The sequence below is a fragment of the Sorangiineae bacterium MSr11954 genome, from assembly GCA_037157815.1.
GTDB lineage: Bacteria > Myxococcota_A > Polyangia > Polyangiales > Polyangiaceae > Pendulispora > Pendulispora albinea.
In genome coordinates this window covers 4,754,705-4,772,533 of sequence record CP089984.1, presented here as the reverse complement: position 1 = coordinate 4,772,533, position 17,829 = coordinate 4,754,705, and the positions used below count along the sequence as shown (strand labels likewise).

17 protein-coding genes are annotated in these 17,829 nt (G+C 66.0%); 11 read left to right on the top strand and 6 right to left on the bottom strand.

What is annotated here, in order from left to right; translation table 11 throughout:
• Positions 1-263 precede the first annotated feature (263 nt).
• Both LZC94_18775 and LZC94_18770 read left to right on the top strand, forming a co-directional pair.
• A complete protein-coding gene (locus LZC94_18775; GenBank protein WXB19266.1) occupies positions 264-1,130 on the top strand; it encodes an SUMF1/EgtB/PvdO family nonheme iron enzyme in 867 nt (288 codons plus the stop codon).
• Between the two features lie 61 nt (positions 1,131-1,191).
• Entirely contained in the window at positions 1,192-1,941 is a 750-nt protein-coding gene (locus LZC94_18770; protein WXB19265.1) for an SGNH/GDSL hydrolase family protein, read from the top strand.
• Here LZC94_18770 and LZC94_18765 read toward each other — a convergent pair.
• The 4 genes from LZC94_18765 to LZC94_18750 form a co-directional block, all read right to left on the bottom strand.
• Positions 1,928-4,414, bottom strand: a complete 2,487-nt coding sequence (locus LZC94_18765; GenBank protein ID WXB19264.1) for a protein kinase — start codon at positions 4,412-4,414, stop codon at positions 1,928-1,930. The two genes, LZC94_18770 and LZC94_18765, sit on opposite strands and share 14 nt — an antisense overlap.
• Before the next feature lie 9 nt (positions 4,415-4,423).
• On the bottom strand, positions 4,424-4,957 hold the full coding sequence (locus LZC94_18760; GenBank protein WXB19263.1) for a TerB family tellurite resistance protein: 534 nt from the start codon (positions 4,955-4,957) through the stop codon (positions 4,424-4,426).
• A gap of 303 nt (positions 4,958-5,260) precedes the next feature.
• Complete coding sequence (locus LZC94_18755; GenBank protein ID WXB19262.1) at positions 5,261-5,398, bottom strand: hypothetical protein; 138 nt, start codon at positions 5,396-5,398, stop codon at positions 5,261-5,263.
• A 212-nt stretch (positions 5,399-5,610) separates the two neighbouring features.
• On the bottom strand, positions 5,611-8,664 hold the full coding sequence (locus tag LZC94_18750; protein ID WXB19261.1) for an SNF2 family helicase: 3,054 nt from the start codon (positions 8,662-8,664) through the stop codon (positions 5,611-5,613).
• 1,175 nt (positions 8,665-9,839) lie between these two features.
• On the opposite strand from LZC94_18750, the gene LZC94_18745 reads away from it, so the two are divergent.
• From LZC94_18745 to LZC94_18710, 8 genes are read left to right on the top strand one after another with little or no spacing between them, the layout of a single operon-like run.
• Positions 9,840-10,667 (top strand): SDR family NAD(P)-dependent oxidoreductase, encoded by an 828-nt coding sequence (locus LZC94_18745; protein ID WXB19260.1) that lies wholly within the window; start codon positions 9,840-9,842, stop codon positions 10,665-10,667.
• A gap of 9 nt (positions 10,668-10,676) precedes the next feature.
• The gene (locus LZC94_18740) at positions 10,677-11,531 is read left to right on the top strand and encodes a hypothetical protein (GenBank protein ID WXB19259.1); all 855 of its coding nucleotides are present in this window, start codon (positions 10,677-10,679) and stop codon (positions 11,529-11,531) included.
• Complete coding sequence (locus LZC94_18735) at positions 11,528-12,274, top strand: ATP-binding cassette domain-containing protein (protein WXB19258.1); 747 nt, start codon at positions 11,528-11,530, stop codon at positions 12,272-12,274. The genes LZC94_18740 and LZC94_18735 overlap by 4 nt, the downstream gene beginning before the upstream one ends.
• 17 nt (positions 12,275-12,291) lie before the next feature.
• Positions 12,292-12,600 carry a hypothetical protein gene (locus LZC94_18730; protein ID WXB19257.1) on the top strand — a complete coding sequence of 103 codons (309 nt, stop codon included), beginning with the start codon at positions 12,292-12,294 and terminating at the stop codon, positions 12,598-12,600.
• A gap of 10 nt (positions 12,601-12,610) precedes the next feature.
• Positions 12,611-13,456: an ABC transporter permease gene (locus tag LZC94_18725; protein WXB19256.1), complete on the top strand. Its 846-nt coding sequence runs from the start codon at positions 12,611-12,613 to the stop codon at positions 13,454-13,456.
• A 3-nt stretch (positions 13,457-13,459) separates the two neighbouring features.
• Positions 13,460-14,314 (top strand): ABC transporter permease, encoded by an 855-nt coding sequence (locus LZC94_18720; protein WXB19255.1) that lies wholly within the window; start codon positions 13,460-13,462, stop codon positions 14,312-14,314.
• Positions 14,315-14,372: 58 nt separating this feature from the next.
• Positions 14,373-15,116 carry an ATP-binding cassette domain-containing protein gene (locus tag LZC94_18715; GenBank protein WXB19254.1) on the top strand — a complete coding sequence of 248 codons (744 nt, stop codon included), beginning with the start codon at positions 14,373-14,375 and terminating at the stop codon, positions 15,114-15,116.
• Positions 15,117-15,169: 53 nt separating this feature from the next.
• A complete protein-coding gene (locus LZC94_18710) occupies positions 15,170-16,189 on the top strand; it encodes an MlaD family protein (GenBank protein ID WXB19253.1) in 1,020 nt (339 codons plus the stop codon).
• A gap of 157 nt (positions 16,190-16,346) precedes the next feature.
• Here LZC94_18710 and LZC94_18705 read toward each other — a convergent pair whose 3' ends face one another.
• Entirely contained in the window at positions 16,347-16,643 is a 297-nt protein-coding gene (locus LZC94_18705; protein WXB19252.1) for a hypothetical protein, read from the bottom strand.
• Positions 16,644-16,690: 47 nt separating this feature from the next.
• The gene (locus LZC94_18700; protein ID WXB19251.1) at positions 16,691-16,906 is read right to left on the bottom strand and encodes a biotin/lipoyl-binding carrier protein; all 216 of its coding nucleotides are present in this window, start codon (positions 16,904-16,906) and stop codon (positions 16,691-16,693) included.
• Positions 16,907-17,075: 169 nt separating this feature from the next.
• Between LZC94_18700 and LZC94_18695 the strand changes: the two genes are divergently transcribed.
• Positions 17,076-17,825 (top strand): hypothetical protein, encoded by a 750-nt coding sequence (locus LZC94_18695; GenBank protein ID WXB19250.1) that lies wholly within the window; start codon positions 17,076-17,078, stop codon positions 17,823-17,825.
• Positions 17,826-17,829 lie beyond the last annotated feature (4 nt).

Below are 17,829 nucleotides of genomic sequence, written 5' to 3'. Positions count from 1 at the left end.
TTTCGCACCCGGGTCGATTAAGGGTTCCAAGGAAAAGCGCCGCCGTTCTAAGACGGTTCGGTCGCGGCCGTTTTGGCGCGTCTCCGGCCATTGGCTGGAGTTGTTCCAGGAGGTGCAGGTTGCAAGGTCCCCCGACGAAGGAGTTCTCGAAGCGGTCTGTCGCACTGGCCGCGATGTTGGTGGGAGTTCTCATGGGACTCGCGGGGGGATGTGCCAAGGGGGTGGCTGGCCTCGAGGGGGGCAAAGGTGGGTCGGCGACGGTCGTGCAGGCAAGTGTCGGTCGCGCGATGGGCGCGGCGGCCAAGGCACGGCGGCACAGTGAGGGGCGGGCGCGCATCGCAGGGCGCGTGGGCTTTGCGCTGGGCGGGCGCGAGCAGGGGCAGGATATGGCGGGGGCGCGGCCGAGCAACGGCGGGCCGTCCTCGCTGCTCGAGGAACTGCTTCCGGAAGAGGACCGGCCGGTCGCCGGTGGGCTTTGCCCGCCCGATATGGCCAGCATCGACGACCGCTTCTGCGTCGATAAGTACGAGGCGTCGCTGGTCGAGGTGCTCCCCAACGGCGAGGAGCGCGGCTTCTCCCCTTACTCCACGGTGGACGGGCAGACCGTTCGGGCCATCAGCGCCCCCCACGTGGTTCCGCAGGCATACATCAGCGGGACGGACGCGGCAGGTGCGTGCGCGCGGTCCGGAAAGCGCCTCTGCAAGCCGGCCGAGTGGCAAACTGCCTGCATGGGGCCTGAAAAAACGACCTTTGGCTATGGCGCCACCCGCGAGACGCGCCGCTGCAACGATCATGGTCGAAGCGCCATGGGTGCGCTCTATGGATTCGGCGCCCCCGGCGACCGCACCTTCTGGTCGATGGACCGCATGAACAACCCCATGCTGAACCAGGTCGAGGGCACCTTGGCGAAGACCGCCGATCACGAAGGGTGCACCAACGGGTACGGCGTCTACGATATGGTGGGTAACCTGCACGAGTGGGTGGCGGACCCAGCTGGAACATTCCGAGGCGGTTACTACCTCGACACGCAACAAAATGGCGATGGCTGCACCTACAAGACCAAGGCGCACGAAATTTGGTACCACGACTACTCGACCGGCTTCCGCTGCTGCGCGGACGTGGCGCCGTAGTCGCACACGCGTACGCGCGCGAGGCGCCTCCGCCCAAGAGCTGCTCCTCTGGGCACCGCTGGTGGCGATCGCTCCCCTCGTTGGCGCCATTCTTCTGCACGGGGGGTGCGCCTCCTCGTCGTCCGGCGCCGCGGCCAACAAGGCGACCGACACAGTCGCCGACGCCACGGCGACGAACGACGTCGCGCACAACGTTGCCGATGCTGCCGCCCCACAGGCCACGCCCGGCGCATCGGGCGCACCCGGTACCTTGGCCGCAAACGCCGGCGGAGACGCGGGGGCGGCGGTACGGGCCGAGAAGCGGATCCCGCAGACGGTGCTGCACGTCGGGGACTCCACCGTCGGCTACTACGGCGGCCTTTCGCGGGCGCTCGAGGCCCGCTTCAAGGCCGAAGGCGCCCACTATGTGCACGATGTGTGGACCAGCGCCTCGATCGTAACGTTCGACCACTCCGACAAGTTCAAGAAGCTGATCGCCCGCCACAACCCGGACTTGATCCTCATCACGTTGGGCACCAACGACGTGTTCATCCCCTCGCCCCAGGGGTTCGCGCACCACGTGGCCAGCATCGCCAAGCGCACCGAGGGGCGCGAGTGCTACTGGATCGGGCCCCCCACCTGGAAGAAGGACACGGGCATCGTCGAGGTGATTCGACAGAACGCGGCGCCGTGCAAATTCTTCGACTCGAGCCTGATGAAGATTCAGCGACGGGTCGATGGCATCCACCCCACCGACAAGGGCGGCGAGACGTGGGCGGGCCTCTTCTGGGACTTTTACCGCGGCGAAGAGGCTCCCCTCACTTCGCGTTGACCGTGCCCCCGCACGGGATCGTGAGCTCCTGGGGCGCGCCGTCGCTCCCCACTTTGATGGTGTGACGGCCGCACGGCACGGTGTGACTGCCCGCGCCCTGCCCTACCACCTTGCCATCGAGGAAAATGCGGTGGCCGCCGCCGCGTTCCACCACCAAGGTGCCCGTCTTGTCGTCGCCCTTGGCCGGTGCCGGCGCGGCCGGCTCTTTGACCTCGGCCTTCGGGGGCTCCGGTTTCGCCGGCTCCGGCTTGGCATGCTCGGGCTTCGCCGGCTCCGGCTTGGCCGACTCCGGTTTCGCAGGTTCCGCCTTTGCCGGCTCCGGCTTGGCCGGCTCCGCCTTGGGCGCCTCGGGCTTCGCCGGCTCGGAAGGAGCCGCCGCGGCCCCCGATGGAAGCGGCGCGGCCGCGGGTGCACCGGGCGCGCCAGGTGCCTCGCCGGGCGCGCCAGGTGCTTCCGCGGACGACCCGGCTTGCGTCACCGGTGCGGCCGACGGCGGCTCTTGCTGCCGAACGAACAGCGACGCGGCGCCCACCCCCACAGCAAACAGCGCCACGGCGCCGCCGATCCACCACGCCACCTTCGACTTTTGCGGCTCGGCGCCCGGGCCCGACGCGGGGCTCGCCGCGGCCTCCGGCTGCCACGGCATGGTGCCGGGCTTGGAGCCGCCCGCCGACGCGGGGGCCACATCGGCCTTGTTCTCGGCGCTGGCCTGCTCCGCCTTCATCTTGTCCGCCATCATCTGCGGAAGCAGCTGCGACGGAATCGCCGGAACGGTGGCCGCGAGCGCGTTGCTCGTCCCGCCCACGGCCGGCGGGATGAGAGGATCCGTGGGGATGGTCTGCCCCATGAGATCCGGCACCGGGATCCGCATCGGCGACTCTTCGCCCGAGAGCGACACGGGCACCGACTTCGACGACGGCGTGGGAATGCCCGGAGGCGCCGGCGACACCAATGTCTCCTCGACGGGCGGAGGCCGCGACGTCGGCGCCTCGTGCTCGTCCACCTGCGTAATGAACGGCCCGGCCGGTGGCGCGGCGGCCGCCTCTTGAATCACCGGAGCGCCGCTCGCCCGCACCTCGATGCCGCCCAGCAAGGTCGCTTGATGCGGATCGGGGGGCGGCACCGACGATGTCGTGGTGGTGCTCTCGGCCTTCGTGGTCATGGGCTCCGCCGAGCGCGGAAGCAGCAGCTCGCTGAACGAGACGGACGACGCCGAGCCCCGCATCTCCGTGTCGACGGGGATGGAATCGGAGCCCTCGTTGGGCGGCGCCATCAGGGCACCCAACGCAAAGCTCGATGTGGGCAATGTCTCGCGGTCGACCTCCGAGTCCGATGCGCGCGCGTCGCGCGGCTCGAAGCTCGGCCTGACGGTTGCGCCCCCTTCGCTCGGCGACTCCAGCGACTCCAATGGAAATGCGGGCAAGCTGTCCTCCCCCCGTGCCACCGAACCCGGAGGCGTGCCACCGTTATACGATGCGTCGGGGCTCGAGATGGGGGTCATTTTGGCCCACGAGCGGTCCGCAGACGTCGATTCTTCCTCGCCCTCCCGCAGCCGGTACAGGGTGTCTTGGAGCAGCCGCCGCCCCTCGTCGGGGGACACGAAGTCGCGCAAAATGGCCACCATATCGTCGGCCGAGAGCTCGCGCTTCGCCGGATCGGCCTCCAGCCCCGTGGCCACCGCGCGGCGGATGGTCTCGGGCAGATCGGGGCGCAGCACGTCCAGCGACACGAGGTGCGGATAGGCCATGGCCCGCATCACTTCGATTTCGGGCAACGCGGAATATTGAATGGCTTTGCGGCGCGCGAACTGCTCCCAAAGCAACAAGGTGGCGGTGTAAATGTCGACCCGCTCGGTGATCTTTTCGCCGCGGACCTGCTCCGGCGCCATGTAGCCGAAGGTGCCCTTGGTGATGCCGGCCTTGGTGTCGCCCGTCACGCCAATGACCTTGGCGATGCTGAAGTCGGCGATCTTCACCCGCCCATCCCACGGGATGAGCACGTTCGACGGGTTGATGTCGCGGTGAATCACCGGCGCCGCGATCCCCGTCTCGGGATCGCGCGCGTTGTGCGCGGCCGATAGCGCTGAAAAAATGCACCATACGAGGTAGGCGCTGGCGCGGTCGTCGAGCCATTGCCCCTGCCCTTGCAGCTGCGCGCGCAGGCGGTTGAGCGCCAGCCCGTCGACGTACTCGAGCACGATCACGAGCTTGTCGCGGACGGCGAAGACCTCGAAGAGCTGCACGATGAACGGGTGGTGCAGGCGCCCGTAGGCCTCCGCCTCCTTGGCGAGCATGCGCTCGTACGCCGGGTCGTCCTGGTACTGCGGCAGCAGCATCTTGAGCACGACCGGGCGATGGTCGCCCGCCGGCTTGATGGGACGCGCGAGCAGCACGTCGCTGGTGCCGCCGCTGGTGAGGCGCCGGATCACTCGGAAATTGCCCACCGTCTCGGGGGGACGATCGTCTGCTTTCAAAGCCAAACCCTAACCACCCATCGCGCGTAAGTCCTCTTCCACACTATCCAAAAGCTCGTTCGCTCGGTCTTCGTCGATGCCCAGCCCCTCGGCAAATTGGTTCAAGACCTCGTTTTCCTGATCGGCAATCGCGTTGTCGGCGAAGGCTATGGCGGCTGCGAGCACGAAGGCAACTTCCCCGCGTGTCGTATCCTCCGACAGGGTGGCGATGATATCCTGCATTCGCTTCTCCCGCCCATCTTCTGCCGTTTTCTTGGCCGCCGCCTCCAACATCGCTTCGATGTGAATCGATCGGAGGGTGTCGCCCGACAAATTGCGCAGCGCACCCGTGAGCACCTCGCGCTCGTTGTTGGTCACGGCGCCATCGGCCGACATCATCATGTACATGGCGTCGCAGAGGGGGCCGTACTCGTCGAGCAGGCGCAAGGTCTCCGCGATGTCCGGCGTGACGTTCTCCGGAAGGACCAAGGACGGCCTCTGACCGCGCAACCGCAGTTGATCACGAAGGCGCGAGATCGTGGAGTTGGATAGCCAGGGGATCATTTTCCATATGGATCTTACGCGTCTACAAGCAAAATTCCACTTTCGCTTGCGCTCGGTCCCGGCAGAGCGACACGTCTTTTGCGCCTTCGACGGCTCCATGGCCGGAAGACGGCGATCCGGTGGCCCACCTGGAGGCGCACCATGCACCAGAAGCATCCGGCGCATGGCGCCTCCAAACCGTGGGGACGAGCCTCGCGCGCCCGCGACCACACGATAGGCGGCGCAACCGCACGAGCCTCTCCTCTTTCGAACGCGCCACGCGGCGCGCGCACTCCATCCGCCGCGGCGGCCAGCAGCTACCGGTTAGCGGCTCGTACCTTCGAGCAACGCGCGCAGCGACTCGAGAAAACTCTTCGCTCGGCAGCGCGCATGGCGCGCATAAATATCCTCGGAGAGCGCCTCACCCCAGCACACGCTCTGCGAGCCGGACCCCAGTCCCATGTCACTCCATGGACCAACTTTCGTGCTTCGTTTCATGCACGAAACCTAGGGCCGACGCAGCGCGTGACCATCGAGCCAATCCAGTGGAAACGGCGTGTGCCATTGGCCATGGCTCACCCCGTTTCCAGCGCGGTGCGACCTACCTGCCCGAGCCCGGCGCCGGACGCTCTCGAAGCGGCGCCGACCGAACCTGCCCGAGCGCGCCGAGGGCCTCAGTCGTCGAAGCGGAACAGATCCTCGAGATCCGTCTTGGTGAGCTTCTTGGCGCCGCCGACGTCCTCGCTCAGCACGGCGCCCACCAGCTCGCGCTTCTTGGCGCCGAGCTCGAGGATCTTCTCCTCGATGGTGCCCTTGGCGATGAGGCGGTAGGTGGTGACGACCTTGGTCTGGCCGATGCGGTGCGCGCGATCGGTCGCCTGGTCTTCGACGGCCGGGTTCCACCAGGGGTCGAAGTGGATGACGGTGTCGGCGGCCGTGAGGTTCAAGCCGCTGCCTCCGGCCTTGAGCGAGATGAGGAACACGGGCGGGCCGTCTTCGGCCTGGAACCGCTCCACCACCGCTTGGCGATCGCGGGTCGAGCCGTCGAGGTACTCGTAGGACACGCCGTCTTCGTCCATGGCGCGGCGGATGATGCTGAGCATCGAGACGAACTGGCTGAACACCAGCACCCGGTGCCCGCCGGCGATGCTGGTCTCGATGAGATCGCGCAGCGCCACCAGCTTGCCGGAGTCGACGTCGCCGAACTCGCGCGGCAGCCCGAGCAAGCGCGGATCGCACGCGGCCTGACGCAGGCGCGTGAGCCCCGCCAGGATCTGGATGTGGCTGCGCGCCATGCCCTGGCGCTCCACCTCGCCCATGACCTGCGCCCGCACCTCTTTGAGCACCTGGGAGTAGAGCGAAGCTTGCTCGCCCGTGAGCTCGCAGATCTGATCGGACTCGATCTTCTCGGGCAGATCGCGCGCCACCTCGGCCTTGGTGCGCCGCAGGATGAAGGGGTGAATGGTCGCGCGCAGACGGCCCGCGGCCTTGGCGTCGCCGTTGTCGATGGGGCGCGAGTAGCGCTCTTCGAACTTGTCGAGCGGGCCGAGGAGGCCCGGGCTCACGAAGTCGAAGATCGACCAGATCTCCGATAGCCGATTTTCGATGGGCGTGCCGGAGAGGGCCAGGCGCCGCGCCGCTTGCAGCCGTTTTGCCGCGCGGGCGGTGGCCGACATGGGATTCTTGATTTGCTGCGCCTCGTCCAAAATCGCATATCGGAGCTTCAGTTTCGAGAGGAGCTCTTCGTCCCTGCGCAGCAGCGCGTAGCTGGTGACGACCACGTCGGCGTCCTCGAGATCCTCGATGCGCTCTTTGCGGTCGATGCCGTGCCAGAGGGCGTGCTTCAGCGACGGCGCGAACTTATCCATCTCGCGCAGCCAGTTGGTGACCACGCTGGTGGGCGCCACGATGAGGGCCTTGAACGGGATGCCCGCCTTCTCGTCCGCCGCCTTCACGGCGAGGAGCAGCGCCAGGGTCTGCACCGTTTTGCCGAGGCCCATGTCGTCGGCCAGGACGCCGCCGGAGCCGATTTCGTGCAGGAACCAGAGCCAGTGGAAGCCCTGCTCCTGGTACGGGCGCAGCGAGGCCTTGAGGTTGCGCGGCTTGCGCGCGCCCTTGATCTCGTCGATGTCGCGCAGCTTGTGGAACAGATCCTTCGCGCCCTCGCTGACGGCCGCGCGCCCCACCTGCTGCAAGAGCTCCTGAACGCGCCCCGCCTGCGAGAGCGGCAGCCTTCCGCCCTGCCCTCCGCCGGTGGCCAGGATCTCCGCCTGGCGCAGGAGCACGGCCTTGACCTTCTCCGAGTCGAGCCGCGAGAACGAGCCGTCGGCCAGGCGCACGTACCTTCGGCCCTCGGCCAAGCACCGCGCCAGCTCCTCCTGCGTGACCGCCACGCCCTCGCTCTCGAACGAGAGGCGGAGCGAGAGCCAATCGACGCCGCTCGAGACGCGCGCGTTGGCCGTCAGGCTCTCGCCGCGCACTTGCACATCGACCAAGTCGTCGGGAACGAAGAGATCCCACTGGTCGGGCAGCTCGCCGATGCCCTCGGTCCAGAACTGGATGGCGTCGTCGCCGCGCGCCACGAAGCTGCTGCCCTCTTCGTCGGGATCGAGCCCGAGCTCGCGCAGCTTGTTGGCCGCTTCTTGCTGGGCGGCGATGTCACAGCGAATACAGGTGGCGCGCTTGTTCGCGCTCTGCGGCGCCTTGACGATGACCGGCGGGGTCATTCCATCGGCGCGGACGTCGATCTCCACGTCTTCGTAGGCGGCGCGCAAGGCGACGCGGGCCTCGGTCAGGGTGCCGCCGGCGCGCATGCGGAAGGTGGGGACGATGTCGCGAACGTCCGCCACTTGGGAGAGCTCCGGGAGCTCGGCGCCCACCTCCAACGCCACGCGCGGCAGGCCTTGCGCGATGAGCGCCGGCAGTCGATCGATGGGCTCGTGGATGAAGGGCGCGCGCACCAAGCGCCGGATGCTCGACGGCGAGACGCGCCGGTCGATGGGGCGCGCGACGCCTTCTTGCGCATCGACGTACCAGCCCGGGCTCCCCTCGAACCACGCGCCCTGCGCCACCGTGAATTTGCGCGGATCGCCGGGGCGCTGAAAGTTCGATTTGACCAGGACCTGGGCGCCATCGGCGCTGAGCTCCAGATCGAAGCGGGGGCGCAGCGGCTCGTCGCCGAAGCGCAGCTCCATCATTTGCGGCTCCACGATGACGCGGCGCCCTTTGAGCACGGAGAGCAGATCGCTCACGTCCTCGCCGCGCACCTCGATGCCGACCCTGCGCGGGCCCTCGGCCTCGAAGCGCGCCAGCAAGCGGATCGGATCGCGATCGGGCGTGGGCGTCTGCGCCAAGAGCGGGAGGAGCGTGCTCGGAAGGAGCGCGGTGCGCGCGTTGGGGTCGATGAGCGTGATCGTGAGCGACAAGGGCCGCACCTGCATGCGGAACTCGATCACCTTGGGGAGCGCCGCCATCGGCTCCGGAAGCCACGCGTCGACGCCGGTGGATACGATGCCCGGGGCGCGGGGACCGATCGGTGCTGTCACAGGCACCACACGCGCGCCCTGAAGTCCGGCGCTCGCGGCCGCGGCCAGCTTGGCCCTACGCCGCCGTCCGCGCCGACCGCCGCCGCTCATTCCGGCCTCGCCCGCCCCCGGAACCGCTCCGCCCCCTCCGTTGTATGCGGGTCCATGGCCATTGGTTTGATACGAGGGCGGTTTGGGCCCCATGGGCCCACCAGGGGGTTGCATCGAAAAATCTCCACGATCGCGGGAAAGAGAAAATGTTGAGCGTGCGCCGGACGTAACCGTAGAAGGAGCGCCTGGCGCAAAAGTCTGAGAAGACGAGGAAGACGAGAAGGACGGGTGCGGACCGGCACCGGTCGCGGACACCTGGCCGGCGAGCAAGCCCGAGCCCGACGGCACGCCGGACGAAGAAGACGAAGGAGACGAAGACGACGGTGGCGGCGAAGCCGACGCGAGATCCGAGAAAGGCTGGGACGAATGAGAATGAGAAGATGACGCCATGTACGGCTGCGAAAGGTCCGGATCGTCGTCCGCAAAGGCACGGCTGCCCCCGCGGGATTGGTCCCGAAGCGCGATGAGCAGCGCAGCCACGTGTTTGCAATGGCCGTTGACCTTCGGAAAGGCGGGGCAACTGCAAGTGGATGTAAAGCCGCCCGGCGTTAGATCCAGCTGGACACGGTAGGGCTCGGCCTCGGTGCCACGGACCTCCCCTTTGGCGGACGAGTCTTGGATGGCGATTTCGCCCACGGCGTTCCGCCGGACGTAATCGTAACCGCGAAGAAATGCACGCGCCCCCAGTAGCCTCCGGAGTGCACGATCGTTGAGCGTGGATATCGCTTCCGTGAAGGGACTCGACAAGACCCGCCATGCGCGCAGGACAAACGAGCGCGCCCTTTCTTTATTCGTCGTCAGTATCGGCCGCGTCCCACGCACCCCATGGAATGGATGGGCAGAGAAAAAAACAGAGAAGCCAGGGAGGACGGGGTGGAACGGGCCGTTTTGTCAATTTCAATTGCTGCTCGCAAATGCACAGAGCAAAGAAGCGAGCGTTTCACCATCTTATGGCCGCCTCCCAAGAAAACAGGGACCGACCACAAACCTGCGAGGGGCCGACCGCATGCCCGGGAAAAAAAGTAGCGGTCCTTCAACTGGGGCGGCCCGCAAGAGCGAGACAAAGGAGAGAGAGCGCAACGCGAGAACCCTCTTGGGTAACAACGAGGGCAGAGCGCGCAGCCGCTTTGCGACGTCCGCGGTTTTACGCGTAGCACCGGTTTTAGACGGTGGCAACGACCAACTTGCACACGCTACGCTCGTTTTTCATCGGGGACGGTACGTCTCCACCTTGGCCGCAGCGCTGTCTTTAACACGAGGGAGATGCCGTGGAGTCCGAATCATACCAATGGGCACGTAATAAAGTCGCGATTGTTACCGGTGCATCCGCAGGTATTGGTCACTCGGTTGCTTGCAAGCTCGCTGAAGCGGGAGCGAAGGTGGTGCTGGTCGCCCGCGGCCGCGAAAAGCTCGACGCAGTAGCCCAGCGCATCGGTCTGGAGCGCGCGCTGCCGTACGTCGCCGACGTGTCGCACTTCGAGAGTGTGCGGGAGCTACCGAAGCACACGGTCGAACGCTTCGGACGTCTGGACATCCTGGTGAACAACGCCGGGCTCAACCACCGTGGCCCCGCGCTCGGCATATCCCCCGATACGCTCGCGGCCATCATCACGACCAACCTCGCCGCGCCCATCTTTCTCACCCGCGTGGTCGCCGAGCACTTGGCGCAGCACGGCGGAGGGTCCATCGTCAACGTGGCGAGCCTCGCGGGCAAGGTGCCCGTCAAAGACGAAGCGGCCTACTGCGCATCGAAGGCGGGCTTGCGCGCCTTCGGGCGGGCGCTCGGGATGGAGCTTTCGTCTGTCGGTGTCCGTGTGTCCACCGTTTGCCCTGGCCCGGTCGACACCGAGTTTCTGGGCGATCTGAATCACGTACCGGATATTGTCCTGTCGCAACCCATGGTGAGCCCCGACCAAGTCGCCGACGCGGTCCTCGCGTGCATCCAGAGCGGCAAGCCCGAGATCAGCCTCCCGGCTTTTTCGGGTGTTCTGGCCACGATCGGCTACGTATTTCCCACTCTCGCGCAGACGCTGCAGCCGCTCCTCGAGCGCCGCGGCGCCGCGAATCGACGGCGCCACCTGGCCTCTCGAGGTTGAAACTCCTTCATGAACGCTCGCTCTTTCGCATCGGTGTCGCGCTTGGCTACCTCGGTGGCGCGCCCGTTCCTTCTCGCTTCCACCGCCGCACTCGGCCTCGTGCTCGCAGGCTGCACGTCACCCGTGGCGGTCTCCCTCGACGAGGAAGACGCCAATCGGATCGTGGTGGCGCTCGAGCGTGCGTCGATCGAAGCCACCAAGGAGGCCGACCCTGGCGCGGAAGGCAAATACCGGGTGCTGGTGGCCCGTGAAGAATCGGGCCGCGCCCTCTCCACCTTGCGCGACGAGGAGCTCCCTCGCCCCCGCCATCCGGGGGTGCTCGATGCGATGGATAAGAACGCCCTGGTGCCGAGTCAAGCGGCCGAGCACGCGCAGCTGGTGGCGGGTCTCTCGGGCGATCTTCAGCGCACCCTCGAGGGGGTCGAGGGCGTTCTGTCGGCGCGGGTGCACCTGAATCTCCCCTCCCTCGCGGCCTCCGAGGGGCTCCCGTCGTACCGCGACACCTCTCCCCCGTTTCCGCGCGCGTCGGCCAGCGTGCTCCTGTCCTACCGCGGCCCCACGGCGCCCATCAGCGACATCGCGGTGCAGCGCTTGGTGGCAGGAGGTGCGCCGGGGCTCGCGCCGGGCGATGTGGCCGTGGTCATGATCGCCCGGCCCGCGCCTGCCTCGCCCGCAGGGAGCATGCTCACGCACGTGGGCCCGTTCGTCTTGTCGCGGGGATCGGTGCGCCTGCTCGAGGTGGCCATCCCCATGGTGCTCGCGCTTGCCTTTGCGTTCTCCTGGTTCGTGTATTTTACACGCTTTACGCGCCTTCGCGCGGAGCTGGACTCGGCGGTCACCAAGCCGGGCAAGGATCGGCGATGATTCGAATTCGCGGCCTCACCAAACACGGGCGCCAGCCGGGCATGGCGCCGATCCTGAACGACGTGAACCTGGAGGTGCCGAAGGGCTGCCTCTACGGCCTGATCGGGCCAGGCGCGGCGGGGAAGAGCGTGCTCATGAAGCTCATCGTAGGCCTTTTACGGGCCGACGGGGGCGAGATTCGGGTGGAGGACGAGGACATCACCCAGATGTCGGAGCTGCAGCTGCAGGCGGTGCGTTTGAAGTTCGGGATGCTCTTTCAAAACAACGCGCTCTTCGATCATCTGTCGGTGGCCGACAACATCGCATTCCCCCTGCGCCGCCTCTTTTCCCTCTCCGACGAAGAAGTCGCCCAGCGCGTGGCCGAGCGGCTCGCGTGCGTGGCCCTCAAAGGCTTCGAAGATCGCATGCCCTCGGGCCTCTCCGGCGGCCAAAAGAAGCGCGTGGGCGTGGCCCGCGCCACCGTCAGCCGCGCGCCCATCGTCTTGTACGACGAGCCGGCCGCCGGGCTCGATCCGGTCACCTCGCAGAAGATCTTCGACCTGCTCCGGAGCGAGCAGCGCGCCTCGGGGGCCACCGTCATCATGGTCTCCAGCGATCTCGATCGCCTGCTCACGGTCACCGATCGCGTGGGCATGCTCTACCGCGGGCGCCTCATCTTCGATGGCACCACCGAGGAGGCGCGCCAAACGATGGAACCCCGAGTCCGCCAATTCGTGCACGGGCTGACGGAGGGTCCGCTCTAGGAGCGCGAGCTCGCACGATGGCGCAGGATCTCGTCGATATCGCCGGCGTCGTTTTTTCGCTTTTCGGGACATCGGCGATGGTGTTCATCATCGTATGGTGGGACGAGCGGCGCCTCTCACCCGAGCGGCTCGAGCGCGCTTGGCCCGCCTCCACGAGGCTCGCATCCGCGGTGGCTTTCGGGCCTTTTTGCCTGCCCGTGCACTTCTGGAGGACGCGCCGGAGCGTCGTGGGAATCCTCACCGGCATCCTCTACAGCGCCGGAGTGCTCGCCATCAATTTCGGATTCCTCGCGTTGCTCGACTACATTCTGTCGCAATTCAGCTAACCTTTGCGTCATGGCTGCAGCAACGGCGCCCGCTCGCAATCCGAATCCGCGCGGACCGTCTCGTGGGACGGGAACCTCGAAGCTCGATTCATTCGCGGGCAACGTTGGAAAGAGCTTTCTCTACATTGCGGCCACCGCCGGGGGCATGGGTGTTCTGCTCGGCCAAATCATCGCGCGCCTCTTTCCGCCACGCATCGACAAGACGGAGCTGTGGCGAAACCTCTACAAGATGTCCGTCAAGTCGCTGCCCATCGTGGCGGTGACCGCGCTCTTCACGGGCGCCATCATGGTCATCCAGGCCGCGCCCATCGTGAAGCGCTACGGCGCCGAGGGCTTGCTCGGCTGGGGAGCCGGCTTCGGAACCTTGCGGGAGATCGCGCCTTTGCTCACGGCCCTCATGATCAGCGGCCGCGTGGGCGCCAACAACACCGCGGAGCTGGGGACCATGGTGGTGACCGAGCAGGTCGACGCGCTCCGCACCCTCGCCATCGACCCCATCTCGTTCCTCATCCTGCCGCGCTTCATCGGCATCACCCTCACCCTCTTCATGATGACCCTCTACGCCGACATCCTCGCCCTCTTCGGCGCGGCGTTCACGGGGGAAGCGCTGCTCACGGTCTCGCCCCAGAGCTTTTACAATGGCTTGGTCGGCGGGCTGCTCGGGTTCGGCGACGTGGCCAATGGCCTTTGCAAGAGCTTCGTATTCGGCTTGGTCATCGCGTTATCGAGCTGCCACTTCGGCCTCTCCACCACCGGCGGCGCCCCCGGCGTCGGACGCTCCGTCACCGCCACCGTCGTCGCCAGCGCGGCGGGCGTGTTCATCATCGATTACCTGGTCAGCTTCATCCTGGGATAGATCATGACCGCCCCGTCGCAAGAGCACCCCACGAGCGATCCTTCCCACGCGGAGCTCGCCGCCGCCGGCGAATCGTCGGCCCTGGTGCGCCCCATCGCCGGGCTCGGCGCCACCGCCCTCGATTTTCTGCGCGCCGGGCTCGAGCTCTATTCCGTCTTCGTTCGCACCCTCTACTACGTGTTTCGCGGGCGCCGCGAGCGGGGTGCGCTCGTGAAGCAGATGTACGAAATCGGAAACCGCTCCGTCTTTTTCGTATCCATCACGATGGGCTTCATCGGGATGATCCTGGTCTATCAATCGGGGCTCCAACTCCGCCGGGTGATCCCCGATTTCACCATGTTGGGGGCCACCTACATCGAGCTCTTGGTGCGCGATCTCGGCCCCTCCATCGCGTCGCTCATCCTCACCACCCGGGTCGGCGCCGGCATCGCCGCCGAAATCGGATCCATGGTGGTCACCGAGCAGGTCGACGCGCTCCGCATGTGCGCCGCCGATCCCATCGATTTCCTCGTCGTGCCCCGCTTTCTGGCGGGTCTGGTCATGACCGCGGCGCTCATCGTTTGGGCGAGCACGGTGGCGTATTTCACGGGGGCCCTCACCGCCTATTTTGCTTACGACTTATCGTTTCAGACGTTCTTCAACACCAGTTTGGTCGACACCGGAGACGTGGTCACTGGGGTGACCAAATGCATCGTCTACGGCGCGGCCATTCCCGTGGTGAGCGGGTATTGCGGTCTATCCACCTTCGGCGGCTCCGAGGGTGTCGGTTGGGCGACCACGCGGGCGGTAGTCAATTCCTCACTGGCCATCATCGTCCTGGACTTTTTCATCTCGGGCGCCGGGTTCCTGATCTTCTGAGCGGCGCATCGGCATGGCCATCGCATTGGTCCCCACATGATCCTCCCATGATCGTCCCATGATCGAATTCAAGAATATTGCCAAGTCCTTTGGCGAAAAGCAGGTGCTCGACGATGTGAGCTTCGCGGTCCGTCGCGGCGAAGTGTTCTTCATCATCGGCGCATCCGGGGTCGGAAAGAGTGTGCTGATCAAGCACCTCGTCGGGCTGCTCTATCCGGACGGCGGTGAGATCTGGCTCGATGGTCAGGAGATCAGCCAGCTCGACGAGCGGGGCATGTACCCCGTGCGAAAGAAGTGCGCGATGGTCTTCCAGCACTCGACCCTCTTCGACTCCATGACGTGCGCGGAAAACGTTGCGCTGCCGCTGCGAAAGCACAAGGGCCTCTCCTCGAAGGAGGCGCTCCTCGAGGCGGGGCGGAGGCTCGAGATCGTGCACATGGGCGAGTTCGGCGATCGCTACCCCGCGGAGCTCGGCGATGGAATGCGCAAGCGCGTGGCCATCGCGCGCGCGCTCACCCTGGATCCGGAGTTCGTCTTGTTCGACGAGCCCACCACCTCGCTCGATCCGGTGAGCGCGCGGCGGGTCGACAAGCTGATTCGCGAGCTCTCCGACAAGCTGGGGGTCACGTCCATCGTGGTGAGCCACGATTTGGTCAGCATCTTCAACATCGCGGACCGCATCGTCATGCTCTATAAAGGAAGAGTGCGTTTATTGGGCACACCGGACGACTTCAAACAATCGAACGACGAAGTGGTTCAGCAATTCATTCACGGGCGCGCACAAGGACCGATGGATCTTTGATCGGCCGCAGCAGCAGCAGTAGCAGGACCTGACAGAGAGAAGAACGGTGCGTCATGCTTAAGGAACGATCGATCGAAGTCAAAGTCGGTGTCCTCATTTTGGTCTCGTTGGGGATCCTGGCGGCGTTCATTCTGGTGATGGGCGGCTTGTCCTTTCAAAGGACCTATCCCCTCTTCGTCGACTTCGACAATCCAGGCGGCCTGCAGGCCGGCGCGGCGGTGCGCATCGCCGGGGTCAAGGTGGGCTCGGTCGACGAGCTGCGCTTCATGGGTGGCACCATCGATCCGCAGAGCGGGCGCCGGGTGCTGGTGCGCGCCAAGCTCAAGATCGAGACGCGCGTGAAGGACACCATCCACGAGGACGCGGACTTCTATGTCACCACCCAAGGCGTGCTCGGTGAGCAGTTCTTGCAAATCGAGCCCGGGACCCCCACCCGCCCGGCGCTGCGCGAGGGCGCCACGGTCAAGGGCATCGACCCGCCCCGCCTCGATCTGTTTCTGGCCAAGGCCTACGAGCTGCTCGACACCGCGGTCACCGGCATCCGCAACAACCGCGAGCTCATCGGCGACATCGCCGTGAACACCTTGGGCGTGCTCAAGGGCCTCAACATGGCCATCAGCGACAACCGCGAGCGCGTCAACCGCACCATGGAGAACCTGGAGAAGCTCTCGGCCGAGGCCAACTCCCTGGCCGTGGACGCGCACAAGACCATCAACGATCCGAAGATCAAGCGCACCATCGACAACATCGACAAGCTCTCCACCGATCTCCAGCGCGACTCGGGCCCCATGCTCAAAGACGCGCGCGAGGCGCTGGCCAACATCAACCGCGCGTCGGCCACGGTGGGCGAGCCGGAGGCGCAGGCCAAGTTGAAGAAGACCCTGAACGACGTGGCCGAATTGGCGTCGCGCGCCAACGCCGCCGCCGCCGATGCGCAGGCCATCGTGGCCCACGTGAAGAAGGGCGAAGGCACCGTGGGCGCGTTGATGATGGATGAAGAGGTCTACGACGACGTGCAGGAGATGGTGCGCGACCTGAAGCACAACCCTTGGAAGTTTTTGTGGCGCGAGTGATCCATCGGGTGCACTCCCCGCCCCAAGCCTCTCCTGGAGGAAGGGAGCGTGACGGCGGGTTCGCGTCGCGGGGGTGCACGCGTCGTGGGGATCGTGCTTTCTGCGGATCGCGAGCCTGGCGCGCGGGCGGATTAACGAATCTCACGCTCCGCGAGCGTCAGTCGGTGCCGGTATCGACCACGCCCGTGTCCACGGGTGGGCGCGTATCGGGCACGCTGGTGTCGGGCGGGCGGTATGCGTCGTTGGGGACGGGGGCGTCGGCGCGCGCGGCGTCGTTCAGGGATGCGTCTTTTGCGGGCGGGGTCTGTAGGCCGGTGATGTCATTGCTGCAGACCTTGCGATTGCCGCTGGGGACGCATACAAGGCCGTCCTCACAATCGGTTGCCTGAAAACAATCGCCGCCGGGGCCGGCGAGTTTGTTCTCGCTGCACGAAGCCACTACCAGCGGAAACAACGGCACGAGAAGCGCCCAAAGGCCAAGCCCCCAGGCGATTCCAACGTTTAGTCGAGCGTGATGAGAACGTCTCCCTCGGAGACCGCTTGACCCTCGGTGACTTCGATTTTTTGCACCACGCCCCCCTCTGGAGCCTCGACCGGCATCTCCATTTTCATCGACTCGAGGATCACACACGTTTGCCCCTCGCTGACTCGCTCCCCTACGTTGACCTCGATCTTCCAAACGGTACCGGTGATGTGTGCAGTGACTTGGGTCGCCATGGGTGAGCGGTACACTATCTTAGTCGGCTTTGTTTCGGAACCCACCATGAACTGGACCGTACGCGCGCGATCCTGCGCAGCTCTCGTCAGGAGACGTCCAACGCGCGAGCGTGCGGTTGCGTAGCCGATCTAAAACCGGTAACTTTTGTCATGACAGGAACATAGACCCATGGCGGAACAGAAAGAGAGTTCGGTCCTCTTTTCCCTCAAAGAGCTCATGAGCCTCGAGGAAGACCGAATCAGGCAGGAAGAAGCTGAGCGCCGTCGCCAGGAAGAAGAAGCGGTGCAAGCGCGCCTCGAGTTGGAACGTCGCGCGCGCGAGGAAGAGGAGGCGCGCATCCGCGCCGTCGAGGACGAGCGCCTCGCGGAGGAGCAGCGGCAACGCGAAGAGGCTGCCCGGCTCGAAGCCATCCGCCATGCCGAGATCGAGCGCGCACGGCTCGAGGCGGAGAACGCCGCCCGCATCCAGCAGATGCGTAACCAGCAAGAGCACGCGGAGCGCATCGCGGCCCTGTCGCAGGATCGGAGCAAAAAGAAGCTGCTCTACATCGCCATCGGGTCGGGTGCGTTCCTGGTGCTGGTCCTCATCTTCGGCGGCATGGCCATCAAGAGCTCCCTCGATAAGCAGGCGGAGCTCGAGGCAGCCCTCACCGCGATCAACCAGGAGAGCGAGTCCCTCAAGAGCAAGCTGAAAAACGCCACCAGCCCCGAGGAGCGGGCGGAGCTCGAACGCCAGATCGCCGAGAAGCAGGCGCAGATGAAGGAGCTCAAGGACAACCCCACCGCGCCGCCCCAAACCGTGAAACGCGGCCCGACCCGTCCGGCGAACAACAGCAACACCGGTGCGGGCAGCACCAGCCCCGCCCCGGACAAAAAGTGCGATTGCAAGCCCGGCGATCCGCTCTGCACATGCTTGTAAGCCT